The 17,119-nt window shown below is 37.4% G+C and carries 19 protein-coding genes and 1 riboswitch; of the genes, 6 read left to right on the plus strand and 13 right to left on the minus strand.

The genetic code is table 11. The annotated features are described in order from the left end of the window. From A9501_RS06725 to mobA, 10 genes are all read right to left on the minus strand, one after another. Positions 1-888, minus strand: a complete 888-nt coding sequence (locus A9501_RS06725) for an ABC transporter permease subunit (RefSeq protein ID WP_048952859.1) — start codon at positions 886-888, stop codon at positions 1-3. A gap of 14 nt (positions 889-902) precedes the next feature. Further along, the gene (locus A9501_RS06730; RefSeq protein WP_048952858.1) at positions 903-1,904 is read right to left on the minus strand and encodes an ABC transporter permease subunit; all 1,002 of its coding nucleotides are present in this window, start codon (positions 1,902-1,904) and stop codon (positions 903-905) included. 88 nt (positions 1,905-1,992) lie between these two features. Then, the gene (gene uvrD / locus A9501_RS06735; protein ID WP_065265333.1) at positions 1,993-4,173 is read right to left on the minus strand and encodes a DNA helicase II; all 2,181 of its coding nucleotides are present in this window, start codon (positions 4,171-4,173) and stop codon (positions 1,993-1,995) included. Between the two features lie 106 nt (positions 4,174-4,279). Further along, complete coding sequence (locus A9501_RS06740) at positions 4,280-5,035, minus strand: Nif3-like dinuclear metal center hexameric protein (RefSeq protein WP_048952856.1); 756 nt, start codon at positions 5,033-5,035, stop codon at positions 4,280-4,282. A gap of 175 nt (positions 5,036-5,210) precedes the next feature. After that, the gene (locus A9501_RS06745; RefSeq protein ID WP_048952855.1) at positions 5,211-5,846 is read right to left on the minus strand and encodes a 7-carboxy-7-deazaguanine synthase QueE; all 636 of its coding nucleotides are present in this window, start codon (positions 5,844-5,846) and stop codon (positions 5,211-5,213) included. After that, entirely contained in the window at positions 5,847-6,272 is a 426-nt protein-coding gene (gene queD, locus A9501_RS06750; RefSeq protein ID WP_048952854.1) for a 6-carboxytetrahydropterin synthase QueD, read from the minus strand. After that, positions 6,265-6,948 carry a 7-cyano-7-deazaguanine synthase QueC gene (gene queC / locus A9501_RS06755; protein ID WP_065265334.1) on the minus strand — a complete coding sequence of 228 codons (684 nt, stop codon included), beginning with the start codon at positions 6,946-6,948 and terminating at the stop codon, positions 6,265-6,267. Before queC ends, queD begins: the two co-directional genes overlap by 8 nt. A gap of 1 nt (position 6,949) precedes the next feature. Continuing rightward, positions 6,950-6,994, minus strand: a riboswitch (PreQ1 riboswitch). Positions 6,995-7,069: 75 nt separating this feature from the next. Continuing rightward, entirely contained in the window at positions 7,070-8,509 is a 1,440-nt protein-coding gene (locus tag A9501_RS06760) for an alanine/glycine:cation symporter family protein (protein WP_065265335.1), read from the minus strand. Between the two features lie 151 nt (positions 8,510-8,660). Continuing rightward, positions 8,661-10,460, minus strand: a complete 1,800-nt coding sequence (locus A9501_RS06765) for an ATP-binding protein (protein WP_065265336.1) — start codon at positions 10,458-10,460, stop codon at positions 8,661-8,663. Positions 10,461-10,462: 2 nt separating this feature from the next. After that, the gene (gene mobA / locus A9501_RS06770) at positions 10,463-11,059 is read right to left on the minus strand and encodes a molybdenum cofactor guanylyltransferase MobA (protein ID WP_065265337.1); all 597 of its coding nucleotides are present in this window, start codon (positions 11,057-11,059) and stop codon (positions 10,463-10,465) included. A gap of 64 nt (positions 11,060-11,123) precedes the next feature. On the opposite strand from mobA, the gene A9501_RS06775 reads away from it, so the two are divergent. The 6 genes from A9501_RS06775 (at position 11,124) to A9501_RS06800 (ending at position 14,835) form a co-directional block, all read left to right on the plus strand. Further along, complete coding sequence (locus A9501_RS06775; RefSeq protein ID WP_065265338.1) at positions 11,124-11,390, plus strand: YihD family protein; 267 nt, start codon at positions 11,124-11,126, stop codon at positions 11,388-11,390. 12 nt (positions 11,391-11,402) lie between these two features. Next, positions 11,403-12,020: a thiol:disulfide interchange protein DsbA gene (gene dsbA / locus A9501_RS06780; protein WP_065265339.1), complete on the plus strand. Its 618-nt coding sequence runs from the start codon at positions 11,403-11,405 to the stop codon at positions 12,018-12,020. Between the two features lie 61 nt (positions 12,021-12,081). Then, a complete protein-coding gene (locus tag A9501_RS06785) occupies positions 12,082-12,417 on the plus strand; it encodes a DUF413 domain-containing protein (protein ID WP_065265340.1) in 336 nt (111 codons plus the stop codon). Between the two features lie 143 nt (positions 12,418-12,560). After that, positions 12,561-13,652, plus strand: a complete 1,092-nt coding sequence (gene trmA / locus A9501_RS06790; RefSeq protein WP_065265341.1) for a tRNA (uridine(54)-C5)-methyltransferase TrmA — start codon at positions 12,561-12,563, stop codon at positions 13,650-13,652. Further along, positions 13,634-14,407: a class I SAM-dependent methyltransferase gene (locus A9501_RS06795; protein ID WP_065265342.1), complete on the plus strand. Its 774-nt coding sequence runs from the start codon at positions 13,634-13,636 to the stop codon at positions 14,405-14,407. The genes trmA and A9501_RS06795 overlap by 19 nt, the downstream gene beginning before the upstream one ends. Beyond that, on the plus strand, positions 14,401-14,835 hold the full coding sequence (locus A9501_RS06800; RefSeq protein WP_048952846.1) for a SoxR reducing system RseC family protein: 435 nt from the start codon (positions 14,401-14,403) through the stop codon (positions 14,833-14,835). Before A9501_RS06795 ends, A9501_RS06800 begins: the two co-directional genes overlap by 7 nt. 7 nt (positions 14,836-14,842) lie before the next feature. Here A9501_RS06800 and ruvB read toward each other — a convergent pair whose 3' ends face one another. From ruvB to ruvC, 3 genes are all read right to left on the minus strand, one after another. Beyond that, a complete protein-coding gene (gene ruvB, locus A9501_RS06805; protein ID WP_065265343.1) occupies positions 14,843-15,850 on the minus strand; it encodes a Holliday junction branch migration DNA helicase RuvB in 1,008 nt (335 codons plus the stop codon). A gap of 7 nt (positions 15,851-15,857) precedes the next feature. After that, the gene (gene ruvA / locus A9501_RS06810) at positions 15,858-16,472 is read right to left on the minus strand and encodes a Holliday junction branch migration protein RuvA (RefSeq protein WP_065265344.1); all 615 of its coding nucleotides are present in this window, start codon (positions 16,470-16,472) and stop codon (positions 15,858-15,860) included. A 62-nt stretch (positions 16,473-16,534) separates the two neighbouring features. Further along, positions 16,535-17,107, minus strand: a complete 573-nt coding sequence (gene ruvC / locus A9501_RS06815) for a crossover junction endodeoxyribonuclease RuvC (RefSeq protein WP_005628536.1) — start codon at positions 17,105-17,107, stop codon at positions 16,535-16,537. Positions 17,108-17,119 lie beyond the last annotated feature (12 nt).

Here is a 17,119-nt window from a genome sequence, read left to right on the forward strand (position 1 = left end):
CTATTGTTTGAGTTTTGGATCAAGTGCATCGCGCAAGCCATCACCCATTAAGTTAAAGGCGAGAACTAAAGATAAAATAACTAAGCCAGGAATTGTAACCAACCAGTTTGCCGCTTGCATAAAACCACGTGCTTCAGAAAGCATTGCGCCAAGCTCAGGTGTTGGTGGTTTTGCACCAATGCCTAAGAAACCAAGTGTTGCAAGCTCTAAGATAGCGTTGGAAATGCCCATTGTCATTTGCACAATCAAGGGCGCTAAACAGTTTGGTAAAATCACAATAAACATGAGGCGAAGAACACCTGCGCCAGCGACTTTAGAGGAGGTGACATAATCACGATTTTTTTCATTCATCACCGCTGCTCGAGTTAAACGAACATAGCTAGGAATCGATACAACAGCGATCGCTAAAGTGGCATTGGCGAGTGATGGCTCTAAAATAGAGACGACTACAATCGTCAAGAGTAAGTTTGGAATCGCTAGCATAATATCAATTAGGCGAATAATAATTGTATCTAGCACGCCGCCATAATAACCAGAAATCAAGCCAAGGCTGGTACCAAAGGCACAAGATAGCAATACAATGACAAATCCCGCAAAGACGGAAATTCGCGTTCCGTAAATGATGCGAGAAAGGATATCTCGCCCAATGTCATCTGTGCCGAGTAAATAGGCAGGATTGCTGCCTTCATACCACGTCGGAGGCAGTAAAAGTGCGGTACGATTTTGTTCTGTTGGATCAAAAGGCGCAATATAAGGCGAGAAAATGCTGATTAAGGCAACAATCACAATAAAGGTTAAACCGATTAGCGCGCCTCGGTTTTGTTTGAAGTAAAACCAAAATTCTTGTAAGGGCGTTTTCGGCGCGAAAGTTGAATGCGTGTCAGACATAATTTCTCCTACAATTAATGACGGATACGCGGATTGACCACGCCGTAAAGTAAATCGACGGTTAAATTCACCACAATAATAATCGTCGCAATAATCAGTACAGAACCTTGTAATACTGGATAATCACGTGCTTGAATAGCATCAATAATCCATTTTCCAATTCCCGGCCATGAAAAAATGGTTTCTGTCAGTACGGCACCAGAAAGCAATTGACCAACGATTAATCCGACCACAGTGACAACAGGAATTAACGCATTACGTAATGCATGCACAATGACGATTCGAGTATAACTTAGGCCTTTTGCTTTTGCCGTGCGAATGTAATCTTCACCTAACACTTCCAACATCGCAGATCGGGTCATACGAGTAATAATAGCGAGAGGAACTGTGCCTAGGACGATTGCTGGAAGAATTAAGGATTTAACCGCATTTTCGAAGGCTCCAGGCATACCAGAAAGCCAGCTGTCAATGAGCATAAATCCTGTTGGTGTATCGATCCAAAATTCATTATCTAAACGTCCGCCTTGCGGTAAACCGAGTTGTGGTGAAACATATAAAATTAAAATCAATCCCCACCAGAAAATTGGCATAGAATAACCTGTGAGCGATGCAGCTGTAACCGTGTGAGATATCCAACTCTCTTTTTTTACTGCTGCAATCGTGCCTAAAATCACTCCGCCTAATAACGACCAAAATAACGCAAAAAATGCTAATTCAGCTGTGGCAGGGAAAAGTGTAAAGAATTCAGTAAGAACAGGTTGTTGAGTGCGGAATGATGCCCCAAAATCACCTTGTAGCACTTTAGCAATATAATGAAAATATTGTTCATGCAAAGGAAGATCTAATCCTAATTGATGCATCATTTGTTGATGTATTTCAGGTGTTAAGCCACGTTCACCCATCATTATTTCAACTGGATCGCCAGGAATAAAATGCACAAGGGCAAAAGTGATAAAAGTGATGGCAATAAAGGTTGGAATTACCATTAAGATACGCTTGAAGAAAAATTTAAACATTCAATCACTCAAATACAAAAAAAGTGCAGTTAAAATTCACCGCACTTTTCAAAGAAATTAATCGGTAGAAGTAAAACTCTCCTGGATTCTACCGCACTTTTTCCAGTTTTGCCAAATGTGCAATGAGCCATTTAATGCCTTGCGCTTGGAAGGCAATTTGGAGGCGAGTATTGTTATCTGATCCTTCGACGTTAATGACTGTGCCAAAACCGAATTTTTCATGTTTGACTTTTTGACCCATTTTCCATTCATTTTCGACCGCACTGGTATTGGACAATGAACCGACTTTTGCTAGATTCATTGCGCGCGTGACAGTTCCTCGTAAACGAATTTCTTGGATACATTCTCTCGGTAATTCGGCGATAAACCGTGATGGTAAATGGCGTTCTTCTTTTGCATATAACCGACGGCTTTCCGCATAAGAGATTGTTAGTTTTTTCTTCGCGCGAGTAATGCCGACATAAGCTAAACGACGTTCTTCTTCTAAACGTCCCGGTTCTTCAAAAGAACGGAAACTTGGGAATAAACCTTCTTCTACGCCAACCATAAATACACGAGGAAATTCTAGACCTTTCGCAGAGTGCAACGTCATCATTTCTACACAAGATTGATGTGGCGAGGCTTGTTCTTCACCCGCTTCTAAAGAGGCGTGAGTTAAAAAGGCAGTGAGTTCCGTCATATCTTCTGTATCATCAGGTTTGATGAATTCACGGGTTGCCGTGACTAATTCTTCCAAGTTTTCAATCCGCACTTCGCCTTTTTCACCTTTTTCTTGTTTATACATTTCATATAAACCTGAATGTTTAATCACGAAATCGGTTTGTGCGAAAAGCGGCATTTCTGCGGTATCAAGTTGTAGTGAATTAATTAATTCCTGGAAACGCAATAATGCTGTTGAGGCTCGCCCAGCCAACATATTTTCTTGTGTTGCGACTTGTACTGCTTGCCATAAGGTAATTTGGCGTTCGCGGGTTAAGTTGCGCAATATATCTAAAGTGCGGTCGCCAATGCCACGCGTTGGCGTATTAATTACACGCTCAAAAGCTGCATCATCTTGACGATTATTAATCAAACGAAGATAGGCTAAAGCATCTTTAATTTCTTGACGTTCGAAGAAACGCATACCGCCATAAATACGATATGGAATTTGACAACGAATTAAGGCTTCTTCAATAACACGTGATTGGCTATTACTACGATAAAGTACAGCGCAATCATCAAGTTTTCCGCCATGTTCTACCCAATCCTGAATTTGTGAGGCAACAAATTTTGCTTCGTCCAATTCATTAAAGGCGGCATAGATGCCCACAGGATCGCCTTTTTCACCCTCTGTCCATAAATTTTTACCAAGACGATCAGTATTGTTTGCAATTAATTCATTTGCGCTGTTTAGGATATTGGCGGTAGAACGATAGTTTTGTTCAAGGCGGATTGTTTCGGCTTTGAAATCTTTCAAGAATTTTTGAATATTTTCGATTTGTGCGCCACGCCAACCGTATATAGATTGATCGTCATCGCCTACTATCATGACTTTGCCCGTTTCTCCAGCAAGAATTTTAATCCACTTATATTGAATTTTATTGGTGTCTTGAAATTCATCCACCAAAATATGCTGAAAACGTTGTTGATAACGTTGCAGAATTAATGGTTTTTTCTCAAATAATTCATAGGCCCGAATTAATAATTCAGCAAAATCGACCAATCCTGCACGATCGCAAGTGTCTTGATAGATCTTATAAATTTTAATCCATTCACGCTCTTGACGATCATTAAAATATTCAATGTCGTTTGGTCGCAAGCCTTCATCTTTTTTGTTATTGATGTACCAACAAGCCTGTTTCGGCGGAAAAGCTTTCTCATCAAAATTATGTAATTTTAATAACCGTTTAATTAAACGAAGTTGATCTTCTGAATCCAAAATTTGGAAATCTTGTGGCAATCCTACATCTAAATGATGAGCTCGCAATAAACGATGGGCAATGCTGTGAAAGGTGCCAATCCACATACCAAATAATTGATGTTGTGCGTGTTTAGCAAGGGTAGCTTGAATACGATGACGCATTTCTGCTGCTGCTTTATTGGTAAACGTTACTGCCATAATGCTGCCTTCAGAAATATTTTCTACCGCAATTAACCAAGCGATACGGTGTGTCAATACACGCGTTTTGCCAGAGCCTGCACCTGCTAGCACTAAGTGATTACCAAGAGGAGCAGCTACGGCTTCGCGTTGTTTATCGTTAAGTCCGTCAAGTAATTCAGAAATATCCATAACAATTAAACTGTTCAAATTTACAGTTATTATAATCCTATTTCTCTTTTGAAACAATAAGATTTGTAGGTATATCAAAAGTAGGGTAAAACATTTTCGAATAATATTAAGCAGGATTATCTATATCCTTAAACTCAACATCAAAACCATATGCTTTAGAAAGCCATTCTCCTAATATTTTTATACCATAGCGTTCTGTTGCGTGATGACCAGCAGCAAAAAAATGAATGCCCTGTTCACGTGCAGAATGAATAGTTTGCTCAGATACCTCACCTGTAACAAATGCATCACAGCCTTGCGCAGCAGCAAGATCAATATAACCTTGTCCTCCTCCTGTACAAATTCCTACTTTTCGAATCAGGCACGGACCATTTTCAATACAAATTAATGGCTTTCTATTCAAAACTTTTTCTATTTTCTCTGCAAATTCTTCTCCCGTCATAGGGGATCGCAATTCCCCCCAAACAGGAATGCTCATCGGCGACTTTTCTAGTGGGTGTAACTGTTCAATACCAAGTAATTCTGCTAACTGGGCGTTATTTCCTAATTCAGAATGAATATCTAATGGTAAATGATAGCTATATAAATTTATATCATTCACAAGCAAACTTTTTATTCGTTTACCTTTCATTCCTCGAATACAAGGATTTTCACTTTTCCAAAAATAGCCATGATGAACAATAATAGCATCAGCATCTTGCTCAATGGCATAATTAATCAATGCTTGACTTGCTGTAACTCCTGTAATGATTTTATGAACATTTACTTTGCCTTCTACTTGCAAACCATTTGGCGCATAGTCAGTGATTTTTTCAGAATTAAGTTTTAGGTTAAGAAGTTGCTCAAGTTCAATGTTATTCATAATTAATATAAATAGGAAAAAGATAAGATATGGTACAAAATTCCAAAAAAAATGGCTAGCACAAAGGAGTGGGGGAAGTGTGCTAGCCAGGTTTGATTATGATTACTATCCTAAAACAGGAATCATTATATACTAAATTATATATCGATCAATAAAAAAATAATATTTCTTTCTATTACTCAATACCAATCAATTTATGTGTTTGTAAACTTAGCTGCCATTTAGGTTTATTTGGGCGTTGATTCAACTGACCAAGTAAAGTGATAGTCTCAAGTAAATTCATTTCCCCCGCAATTTCACAAGGTGAAAGATAGTAATTCTCTGCTTTTATTTTTTTCTCAATCAATTCACAAAATGATGATATATTACCATCCATGACAATACGTACTTCATTTGCAAATGGAATACAGCGCTTTTCATACTTATGCGCATAAAGGCTCTTAGGACTCGTCGCAATATAATCTATTTGAGCAGGAACTGTCTTTAGACCATTAGTTTCAATTGCAAGAAAATAGCCATCTGCTTTAAATTGCTCAAGTAAATATTCAATTTTTGGCACAATTGTTGGCTCACCACCAGTGATGATAATATTCTTTGATGGAAAGGACCGCACTTTTTCCAAAATCTGTGATACAGACCAGCGTTTAAAATCATTATAAGGTGTATCACACCAAGGACAGTCCAGATTACATTTACCAAATCGTACAAAAATACTTGGCATTCCCGTATTGAACCCTTCTCCTTGTAGACTTTCAAAAATCTCAACTATATTAAAGTGCGGTTCAAAATTATGATATTTTTCCACCGACACTTACTCCTGATACTCACAAAACGAAGTTGGGGTTTCCCATAAACGAATGGCTGATATAGCCAGTTGTTCATCATGTTTTAAACGATTAAAAATAAAACGAGCCATTTCTTCTGCCGTCGTTCTAAAAGGAACACCAAACGTTTTTGAGTTTAACTTTTGCAATAGCGCGGCAATTTGGCTTTCTCGCTCACTGGTTTGATCATAAATGAATGCATGATCCATCGGATCTAAAATAGTTTTTTTCACAATAGACTTTAGATCTGAAAAATCAATAACCATTGCTTTTTTTGCACCAGACTCATATAAATCACCCGAAATTTCAACTTGTAATTTATATGTGTGCCCATGTAAATTTTGACATTTCCCGTCATGCCCATCTAATAAATGTGCCATATCAAAGCTAAATTCTTTGGATATTTTAAACATTTTTTCCACCTTTCTGAGCCAAATACTCCTTCAGACCTTTATCGCGTAAAATACAACTTGGGCATTGACTACATCCTCCATCTACACCTTCATAACAAGTATGAGTATAGTTACGCACATAGTCTAGCACTCCTAACTCATCAGCAAGTTGCCAAGTCTGTGCTTTGGTGAGATACATTAATGGCGTTTTGATGTTAAATTGATAATCCATTGCAAGATTTAATGTGACATTCATAGACTTTATAAACACGTCTCGACAATCGGGATAACCACTAAAATCCGTTTCACAAACACCGGTAATAATATCCTGAATACCCTGTCCCTTGGCATAAATTGCAGCATAAAGCAAAAACAATGCGTTACGGCCGTCAACAAAAGTATTGGGTAATTTATTGTCTTTTTGTTCAATATGCACGTTCTCATCCATTAAAGCATTGTGAGTGATGGCTTTAATAACAGAAGTATCAATAAATGTTTGTTTCACACCTAAATCTTGTACAATCCATTTTGCTTTTTCTAATTCAATTGAATGACGTTGTCCATACTGAAATGTAATAGTTTCAACATTTTCTTTGCCATATTCAGCAATAGCTTGAAACAAACAGGTAGTGGAGTCTTGCCCACCAGAAAAGATAACAATCGCTTTACGATTATAATTTGGATTGGAAATATTCATATTTTACCTAGTTTTTTTATGTAGGAGGTTTGCGAACTACGAATTGAGGGCGTGCATTCTAGTGCTAAATAAGATCTTTTACAATAAAAATGGCTACCTAATTGAGTAGCCATTTAAATATTTACTTCCAAATACGATAATCTAATACTCTCTTACTTAACTCTGGATAATCACTGATATTAAATTCAGGTGTTTTTCCAGATCTAAGTTGGCGTTGATAGTCTTTCATTAATTTCCATACAATAGGAGAAAGCATTAAAATAGCCACTAAATTAATAATAGCCATAACCGCCATCACAGTATCCGCAAAACTCCAAACAACATTTCCTGATCGTACTGCACCAAAATAAACAAAAAATAGCACCATTAATCGGAATAAAAAAATAAACCAAGGTTTATTCTTAATAAAACGAATATTACTCTCCGCATAGGCATAGTTCCCAATAATGGAAGAATAAGCAAATAACAATAAAATAAAAGCAAGAAAATGCACGCCAAATTCACCGACATGATATTGTAATGCAGTTTGCGTAAGAGAAATACTTTTTAGTGTTTCATTACCATAATTATTGGAAAGCAAAATAATAATTGCCGTACAAGTACAAACAATCATGGTATCAACAAACACTCCCAGCATTTGAACTAATCCTTGACTAACTGGGTGTTTTACATGGGCTGCGGCTGCAGCATTTGGTGCCGATCCCATTCCTGCTTCGTTCGAAAATAACCCACGTTTAATCCCCATCATCATAGCTTTTGACACTAATGCTCCAAACATGCCTCCTGCTGCAGCATCAAAATTAAATGCACTTTTAATAATATTACTTAAAACACGAGGAATCATTTCTGTATGCATTCCCAAAATAATCACTGCCATAATGAGATAAAAAAGTGCCATCATTGGGACTAAGCTACTTGAAATTACTGCAATACGCTTAATTCCACCAAAAATAATAAGCGCAGTTAAAATCACTAATGCAAGACCAACGTATTCACCTTGCCAATTCCAAGCATTTTGAGTTGCTTCAACAATAGAATTAGCCTGAACAGAATTAAATGCAAAACCAAAGGTAAAAATTAATGCCACGGCAAATGAGACTGCCATGCAACGTGATTGTAATCCTTGAATAATGTAGTATGCGGGGCCACCGCGAAATGATCCATCTTTATCTTGAACTTTAAATAATTGTGCCAAGGTTGATTCAGCAAAAGCACTTGACATACCAATAAATGCAGTCACCCACATCCAGAATACAGCACCTTCTCCACCCAATGCAATAGCCGTTGCTACCCCACCAATATTGCCTACTCCTACACGGCTAGCTAATCCTGTAGCAAAGGCTTGAAATGGTGTAAGAGAATTCCCCTCGGTTGCTCTACCAAACCACATTTCTCGAATGCTTGCTGGGAAAAGGCGAAACTGTACAAATCCAGTTGTTATAGTAAAAAACAATCCGGTACCTAATAAAATAATAATAGTGATATCCCATAAAGGAGCATCAATGTGTGAAACAATCCAACTTAATGCTTGTTCCAAAATTTTAGAAAATTCAAACTCCATAAAACACCCTCAAAAAGTAAAAATCTAATTATATGAATTCAAGGTATAATTTCGATAATTTTTAATCGACTCAACAAAAAAACAGCAATAACAAAGAAAAAATCTAATAAATGAGAAATATTTTAGATGTTTTCAAAAATTAAAATTGAAGTTAACGTTTATAATTTAAAAATTGAATTAAACTATTCACCTCATCTTTCCAGTTCTTATTCATTAATTCAATCCATTTCTCAATAATAATCTTATTAGAAACCTGAGCTGCCTTTTCTAAATCTTCAGCCAACTTATGTAATTGAATGAGTCCTACCGATGCTGTGGCTCCTTTAATTTTATGAGCAAAGGATTCCGTTTCTTTTAAATTATTAACTGATAGTTTAGACAAATAGGTGGGCATTACTTGTTTAAAAATATCTAAATTAGCCAAAACTTGTGCTTTACCTAAAGTTTCAATGAGATCCAAATCAAATACTTCTGTATTATCATTTTCTTGTATTTTTACAATAGGATGAGATTCATCTGAGAAAAAGTATTGCAGACAATGCTGTAAGTCTTTAATTAAAATAGGTTTACGCAATACGCCATCCATCCCCATTTCAAGATAGTCTTTCTCACTATGCATCACATTAGCCGTGAATGCGATCATCGGTGGTAAAAAATCATAAATCCCTTCTTCATAATTTTTTCGTAAATATTGCGCAATATCAAACCCCGTCATATCTGGCAATTTAATATCAAGCAATAGTAAATCATAGGAGTTTTTTTCAAATAGCGCGATGGCTTGCTGACCATTTATCGCCACATCTACCCGATGCCCCAACTTCTCTAAAATTGTTTTTGCAACAATAACATTGAGTTCAACATCTTCAACTAAAAGAATATGTAAATGAGGAATAACTTGATGATTAATTGTGTTAATTTGCGTTTCTTCTGCCTGAATAGATAAATAGAATGTTGATCCCTTTCCTAATTCACTTTCAACTCTCAAATCCCCCTGCATCAATCTAGCAAGATTTTTAGATATTGCTAACCCAATACCACTGCCCGCACTTTGCTGACGACTCTCTTTTACTTGGTAATAAAGTTCAAAAATACGAGACTGCTCTTTTGGTGCGATCCCCATTCCTGTATCAATCACATTAAAATAATAATAATCTTTCTCCCGACTTACTTTTAATGTAATTTCCCCATGATCAGTAAATTTCACCGCATTACTAATTAAATTCCATAAAATTTGGCTTAAACGAACACGATCTAAGGTTAAATAATTAGGTAAACCTGGCTCTGTAATCAAATGAAAGGTAAGATGTTTTTGCTTTGCTAAAAAACTAGCGAAATTATAAATATCATTCAATAATGCAGGAAAATCTGTTGGTTGTAGATTTAACTCTATCCGGCTTGCATCAATTTTCTCTAAATCAATAATATCACTAAAAATATACCCTAAGCTTACCGCACTTATGTTGATCGTTTTCAAATAATTGCGTTGTTTATCATCTAATTTATCATCAAGTAAAATTTGGCTTAAACCCACAATACCATTTAATGGTGTACGCAACTCATGACTAATAGTAGCAAGTAAAGTGCTTTTATCTCTATTATGTTTTTCTAATTTTTCTAGCGCATCGGAAAGTTTTTGCTGAGCAATGATTCGCTCATTCACTTCCTTTTCTAATCGATTAACAGAACAAGATAGCTCTAAACGTGAACGTTCCAATCTTTCAACAAGCAACGTAAAAAAATAAATCACAAAAGGTGCAGTGAGCAATCCAAATGTAACTGATCGAATAATATCGCCCCAAGAGATAGTATGCACAATAAAAAAACTAAATAAAATTTGGGTACATAGTGCAAAAATAGCCAAAATCGTTACGCCTAATAAAGAAAAACGAATTCGTCCTAAACGAATGACCCAATCAACGTAACGCTGTGCAAAATGCTTTATATTTTTCATTATTAGCCCTCTTTAAAATCATCCGAACTATAAGAATCTAAATCATCCAATGTATTAAAATTCTCGAAATGCCCTTCTTCTTTCGTAAATTTTACTGAAATTCCATCATTTTCTTTCATAAACTGTAAAAGACGTCGTTCACCCGATGCTAAATAGTGTCGTAATTTTTCTTTTAGCTGAACAGATATCAAACAAAAAACGGGGTGTTCACGTTCTTCATCGCAAGCATAAGCAATTAAAGTGCGGTCATTTTTAACCGCACTTTTGAGTTTATCTAAAAGATTCATAGGGAAAAAAGGCGTATCGCAAGGTGTAAAAAGGACAAAGTCACTTTTTGTCTTTTCTAGGGCTGTTAGCATGCCGCTCAATGGACCTTGAAAATCGGGTAGTTCATCGGAAAAAACAAGAAAGCCAAATTTCGCATATTCTGTTTGACTTCGGTTAGCATTAATCGAAATATCATGAACTTGTGGTTGCAAGCGATGAATAACATGTTGAATTAAAGATTGTTTACCTAAAATCTGTAATCCCTTATCTTGCCCACCCATTCTGCGTGCTTTGCCACCAGCCAAAATTACCGCGCTTATTGTGATTGTCATATTTTAATCTATCGTTATTTCAAGTATCATTTGCCTATTTTTTACGATTAAAAAGGAAATAGCAATGAAATGTAAACGTTTAAATGAAGTTTTGGAACTTTTACAGCCTTATTGGTCTAAAGACCCAGACTTGAGCTTAATGGAAATTTTGCAAAAAATTGCCGATGAATCAGGTTTCCAAAAGCCATTAAATGAATTAACTGATGAAGTGATTATTTATCAGTTAAAAATGGATGGTACAGATAAACATGAGCCAATTCCTGGTCTCAAAAAAGATTACGAAGAAGATTTTAAAACCGCATTGCTCCGTGCTCGCGGTATCATTAAATAAGAAGGAAAGCAAATGAAAAAAGTATTACTTGCGTTAGGTTTAGGTATCAGCGCGCTTATGTCTGTAAATAGTTTTGCTGCAGATTTACAAGAAGGCAAACAATATGTTCAAGTGAGTCAACAGGCTTCACAGCAAAAAGAAGTGATTGAATTTTTCTCATTCTACTGTCCGCATTGTTACGCCTTTGAAATGGAATACAAAATTCCACAACAAGTCGCAGATGCTTTACCAAAAGACGTGAAATTTAAACAATATCATGTGAATTTCTTAGGTCGCCAGTCTGAAAACTTAACTCGTGCTTGGGCGTTAGCAATGGCATTAGGTGCTGAAAGCAAAGTAAAGGCACCATTATTTGAAGCGGCTCAAAAGGATGCCTTGAAATCAATGGATGATATTCGAGCTATTTTCTTATCAAATGGTGTAACTGCCGAGCAATTTGATGGTGGCATTAATAGTTTTGCAGTAAATGGTTTAGTTAATAAACAAGTAAATGCAGCAGAACAATTTAAAGTGCATGGCGTACCTGATTTTTATGTCAATGGTAAATTCCGCGTAAACCCTGAAGGTTTAAATTACGATGATTTCGTGAAAGATTATGTGCAAACCGTAAAAGGTTTATTGCAAAAATAACGAAAAATTGGTTTAATGCCTGCCCTATTTTGTAAATATTAATGAAAGAAGAGAGAATATTATGGCTGCAAGTTTTAGCGTAACGCGTCGTTTCTTTGACGACAAAAACTACCCACGTGGTTTTTCCCGTCACGGTGATTACACAATCAAAGAATCACAGGTGCTTGAGCAATATGGCCAAGCGTTCAAAACATTGGACTTAGGGGAACGTGAGCCAGCGACTAAAGAAGAAAAAGATTTCGTCGCGTTTTGCCGTGGTGAGCGCGCAGCAGAGACTTTCTTTGAAAAAACTTGGAATAAATATCGTACTCGTATTAACACTAAAAAACGTGTTTACACCTTATCTGGTGATGTGAGTGAGGCTGCCTCTGGCGGTGAAGATTATTCCGGCGAATAAGATATGTTAAATAAGGCAGGCGGAAGTCTGCCTTTTGTTTTTGAATAGCTTGTTAAATCAGGCGTAATTCACGGCTGATAACTTTATTCTCCTATCTTTGTATGAACGATTCATCTTCATACGCCCTATGAATACTAATTTCTATGCAATTACCGATTTCTCAATACACCGAACTCCTGCAAAAAAAATACGAAAAACTGACCGTACTTTTGCGCACTTTTAATGCGCCTGATATTCAAGTTTTTGACTCTCCAACAAGTCATTATCGCATGCGTGCGGAGTTTCGTATTTGGCACGAGCAAGATGATTTTTACCACATTATGTTTGATCAGGCGACCAAACAACGTTATCGCATTGATGAATTCCCTATCGCAAGCGAACTCATTAATCGCATGATGCAAACCCTGTTGCCTTTATTAAAAACGCAAGATGTATTACACAAAAAACTGTTCCAAATTGATTATCTCAGCACCCTGAGCAACAAAATCATCGTGAGCCTGTTGTATCACAAACCACTTACTGAAGAATGGGAAAGTGCAGCAAAAAATTTGAAAGAAAAATTGACCGCACTTGGCTTTGATGTGCAGCTTATCGGACGTGCCAGCAAACAAAAAATCTGCTTAGATCAAGATTATGTGGATGAAGTTTTACCTGTGAATGGCAGAAATTATATTTATCGTCAAGTCGAGAACAGTTTTACCCAGCCAAATGCAACGGTAAACTGCAAAATGCTTGAATGGGCAATTGATTGCACTCAAAATAGTGAAGGTGATTTATTAGAGCTTTACTGCGGAAACGGTAATTTTTCTATCGCACTTGCACAAAATTTTCGTAAGGTTTTAGCAACAGAAATTGCAAAGCCTTCCGTAGCCGCCGCACAATTTAATATTGCTGAAAATAAAGTCGATAATTTACAAATTATCCGTATGTCAGCAGAAGAATTTACGCAGGCTATGAATGGGGTTCGAGCCTTTAACCGCTTGAAAGAGATTGATTTGAAAGCTTACGAATGCAATACCATTTTTGTTGATCCTCCTCGCTCTGGGCTTGATCCTGATACAGTGAAACTTGTACAAAATTACGATCGCATTTTGTATATTTCCTGTAATCCACATACGCTGTGCGATAATCTTGTTGAACTGTCAAAAACGCACCGTATTGAAAAAGCAGCGTTATTTGACCAGTTCCCTTATACTGACCACATGGAAAGCGGCGTATGGCTCATTCGCAAGTAGGTATTCAACTAATTTCTGAATCTTCAGAAAAAACATTAGCAGAATTGACCGCACTTTGTGTTGAACATAACATTATTCATGATGAACAAAGCCCACTTGCGCTTGTTCAAACCGATGAACGTTTAGAGCTTCGTAAATTAGATGAACCTAAACTTGGGTCGGTTTATGTTGATTTTGTAGGCGGCACAATGGCTCACCGTCGTAAGTTCGGTGGTGGACGTGGAGAAGCCGTAGCGAAAGCAGTAGGGATTAAAGGTTCGGAATTGCCAACCGTTATTGATGCCACAGCAGGTCTAGGACGAGATGCCTTTGTGCTGGCGTCGATTGGCTGCCAAGTTCGTTTAGTAGAGCGTCATCCTGTTGTTTTTTTACTTCTGCAAGATGGTTTAAATCGTGCTTATCAAGATGAGGAAATCGGCGAGATGTTGCAACAAAATTTGCGCTTGCTGAATGTTCAGCATATTAATGAACTTGATCCTAATAGCGATTATGCCGATGTGGTTTATCTCGACCCAATGTATCCGCATAAACAAAAATCTGCGTTAGTAAAAAAAGAAATGCGTGTATTTCAGCATTTAGTCGGGGCTGATTTAGATGCCGATGAATTACTTTTACCTGCACTACGATTAGCTAAAAAACGTGTGGTCGTTAAGCGTCCTGACTATGCAGAATTTCTTGGTGGAAAACAACCGCACTTTAGTCGTGAAACGAAAAATCATCGCTTTGATATTTATATGGGAGCATCCCAATGCTAAGAGAAAGTGCCGTTGTTATTAGCTATGAAAATGGCATTGCAAAAGTGAAATGCCAATCCCAAAGTGCCTGTGGCCAATGCGCCGCTAAAAACAGTTGTGGAACATCAAGCCTTTCCGAATTAAACGGAAAACGTGGCGAGCATATTTTTAATGTGGAAACATTAATGCCATTACGCGAAGGTCAAATTGTCGAAATAGGATTAGAAGAAAAATCAATGCTACTTTCTGCCTTGTTAATGTATATTGTGCCACTTTTAACACTGGTATTAAGTACATTAATTTCTGATTATATTAGCCACAATGAAATTCTTCGTACAATATTAATATTTTTTTCCACCGCTATTTCATTTATCGTTGTGAAAATATATAGTAGAAATTTAGCACAAAAAACGGAGTTTCATCCAACTTTATTACGCGTTCTCTCATAAATAATATTTAATCTGTTAACTTCTGCAAACCAAAATGTCGATAAGTCTGTGATGTAGCAATTCGCCCACGTGGGGTACGTTGTAAAAAACCTTGCTGAATCAAATAAGGCTCTAAAACATCCTCAATAGTATCGCGTTCTTCACCAATTGCAGCAGCAAGATTATCCAGCCCTACTGGCCCGCCGTCAAAACGCTCAATAACTGCAGACAATAATTTTCTATCTAAATAATCAAATCCGGCATCGTCTACATCCAGCATTGAAAGCGCTTGTTTTGCCACATCTACAGAAATGATGCCACCATTACGCACATCAGCATAATCACGCACGCGTCGTAATAAACGGTTTGCAATTCGAGGCGTGCCTCGTGAACGTCGAGCCACCTCAAAAGCAGCTTGCTGTTCTAATTCGAGATTCAAACACCCTGCACTTCTTGCAACGATAGATGTTAAATCTTCTACAGAATAGAATTCCAAACGTTGCACAATACCAAAACGATCACGCAATGGCGAGGTCAGAGAGCCCGCTCTAGTCGTCGCGCCAACCAAAGTAAAAGGTGGCAAATCTAATTTAATAGAACGAGCAGCAGGCCCCTCACCAATCATAATATCCAATTGATAATCTTCCATTGCCGGATAAAGAACTTCTTCAATAGCAGGGGAAAGTCGATGAATTTCATCAATAAATAACACATCATGCGGTTCAAGATTGGTTAGCATTGCGGCTAAATCTCCCGCTTTTTCCAATACAGGCCCTGATGTCGTACGAATATTCACGCCCATTTCATTTGCCACAATATTAGCAAGGGTTGTTTTTCCCAAACCTGGAGGGCCAAAAATCAATAAATGATCTAAGGCATCTTGACGTAATTTGGCTGCCTTGATGAAAATATCCATCTGCTCGCGCACTTGTGGCTGTCCAACATAATCTGCTAATAATTTCGGACGAATAGCGCGGTCGATAACATCTTCATCAATCTTAGCTTGCCCGCTAATAATTCTATCTGCTTCAATCATATCTCACCTACAGCGCGGCTTTTAACGCTTCGCGTATAACTTGTTCACTGGTTAATTCTGGCTTAGCAACCCGTTTCACCATTTTTTCTGCTTCTGCAGCTTTGTAACCTAAGGCAATCAAGGCTGAAATAGCTTCATCAGATGAACTTTCTGAGTGGGATTCAATGGATGGAATTGACGGAATATGAGTACTTTCTACAAAGAAATCGCTTTGTTTTACGCCCTTAAATTTACCTTTGAGCTCAACTAACAAACGTTCAGCTGTTTTTTTGCCAACTCCTGGAATTTTAGTGAGTTTAGAGAGCTCTTCTCTCTCTATCGCATAAGCAAATTGTTCGACAGACATGGCGGATAAAATCGCTAAGGCTAATTTAGGCCCCACACCATTTGTTTTAATTAATTCACGAAATAAAGTACGGTCTGTTTTCTGGGCAAATCCAAAGAGTAAGTGAGCATCTTCCCGAACAACAAGATGGGTGAATAAAGTAGTTTCTTGACCAATTTCTGGTAAGTCATAGAAACTCGTCATAGGCAAAAGCAATTCATAGCCTACGCCTTGCACATTAAGTAAAATTTCTGGAGGTTGTTTTTCTAAAAGAATGCCTTGTAAGCGACCAATCATAATTCTTCCGAATGATAAAAAACTTAGCGCATAGAATAAAATAAAACTGGACGAACATCCAGTTAAATTTTTAATCTAAAGCGTCCTCGGCTATATCTGGTCTTCAAAAGTGCGGTCATTTTTTCTTGCGTTTCTGTCATTTTCACAGAATTGGCAATATGTAAAGAATGTTGAATAGAATGCGCGTGTGTAATCGCGATAGCCAATGCATCCGCAGCATCGGCTTGAGGTTTGTCTGACAACTTCAAAATACGAGTCACCATTTCTTGAACTTGTACTTTATCTGCGGAACCAATGCCCACCACTGTTTGTTTTACTAAACGAGCGGCATATTCAAAAACAGGTAAATCATGATTTACTGCTGCAACAATCGCCGTACCACGAGCCTGCCCGAGTTTTAAAGCTGAATCCGCATTCTTCGCCATAAATACTTGCTCAATTGCAAACATATCAGGTTGAAATTGCGTGATGATTTCAGTTACTCCAGCATAAATGCGTTTCAAACGGGTTGGTAAATCTTCAACTTGAGTACGAATTGCGCCACTACCGAGATATTCCAAATGTCTTCCTGTTTGACGAATCACACCATAACCTGTCACACGAGAACCAGGATCAATGCCTAAAATAATACTCATAAGAATAAAAAT

This window comes from Haemophilus sp. CCUG 66565, assembly GCF_001679495.1.
Taxonomy (GTDB): domain Bacteria; phylum Pseudomonadota; class Gammaproteobacteria; order Enterobacterales; family Pasteurellaceae; genus Haemophilus; species Haemophilus haemolyticus_K.

What these genes read in the sequence shown, in the direction of transcription:
- A9501_RS06725 (WP_048952859.1), bottom strand. Translation starts at nt 888, where the DNA reads ATGTCTGACACGCATTCAACTTTCGCGCCGAAAACGCCCTTACAAGAA.
- mobA (WP_065265337.1), bottom strand. Translation starts at nt 11,059, where the DNA reads ATGACAATCACAATAAGCGCGGTAATTTTGGCTGGTGGCAAAGCACGC.
- A9501_RS06785 (WP_065265340.1), top strand. Translation starts at nt 12,082, where the DNA reads ATGGCTGCAAGTTTTAGCGTAACGCGTCGTTTCTTTGACGACAAAAAC.
- dsbA (WP_065265339.1), top strand. Translation starts at nt 11,403, where the DNA reads ATGAAAAAAGTATTACTTGCGTTAGGTTTAGGTATCAGCGCGCTTATG.
- A9501_RS06800 (WP_048952846.1), top strand. Translation starts at nt 14,401, where the DNA reads ATGCTAAGAGAAAGTGCCGTTGTTATTAGCTATGAAAATGGCATTGCA.
- ruvC (WP_005628536.1), bottom strand. Translation starts at nt 17,107, where the DNA reads ATGAGTATTATTTTAGGCATTGATCCTGGTTCTCGTGTGACAGGTTAT.
- A9501_RS06760 (WP_065265335.1), bottom strand. Translation starts at nt 8,509, where the DNA reads ATGGAGTTTGAATTTTCTAAAATTTTGGAACAAGCATTAAGTTGGATT.
- queD (WP_048952854.1), bottom strand. Translation starts at nt 6,272, where the DNA reads ATGTTTAAAATATCCAAAGAATTTAGCTTTGATATGGCACATTTATTA.
- ruvB (WP_065265343.1), bottom strand. Translation starts at nt 15,850, where the DNA reads ATGATTGAAGCAGATAGAATTATTAGCGGGCAAGCTAAGATTGATGAA.
- A9501_RS06765 (WP_065265336.1), bottom strand. Translation starts at nt 10,460, where the DNA reads ATGAAAAATATAAAGCATTTTGCACAGCGTTACGTTGATTGGGTCATT.
- ruvA (WP_065265344.1), bottom strand. Translation starts at nt 16,472, where the DNA reads ATGATTGGTCGCTTACAAGGCATTCTTTTAGAAAAACAACCTCCAGAA.
- trmA (WP_065265341.1), top strand. Translation starts at nt 12,561, where the DNA reads ATGCAATTACCGATTTCTCAATACACCGAACTCCTGCAAAAAAAATAC.
- queC (WP_065265334.1), bottom strand. Translation starts at nt 6,948, where the DNA reads ATGAATATTTCCAATCCAAATTATAATCGTAAAGCGATTGTTATCTTT.
- A9501_RS06795 (WP_065265342.1), top strand. Translation starts at nt 13,634, where the DNA reads ATGGCTCATTCGCAAGTAGGTATTCAACTAATTTCTGAATCTTCAGAA.
- A9501_RS06740 (WP_048952856.1), bottom strand. Translation starts at nt 5,035, where the DNA reads ATGAATAACATTGAACTTGAGCAACTTCTTAACCTAAAACTTAATTCT.
- A9501_RS06775 (WP_065265338.1), top strand. Translation starts at nt 11,124, where the DNA reads ATGAAATGTAAACGTTTAAATGAAGTTTTGGAACTTTTACAGCCTTAT.
- uvrD (WP_065265333.1), bottom strand. Translation starts at nt 4,173, where the DNA reads ATGGATATTTCTGAATTACTTGACGGACTTAACGATAAACAACGCGAA.
- A9501_RS06730 (WP_048952858.1), bottom strand. Translation starts at nt 1,904, where the DNA reads ATGTTTAAATTTTTCTTCAAGCGTATCTTAATGGTAATTCCAACCTTT.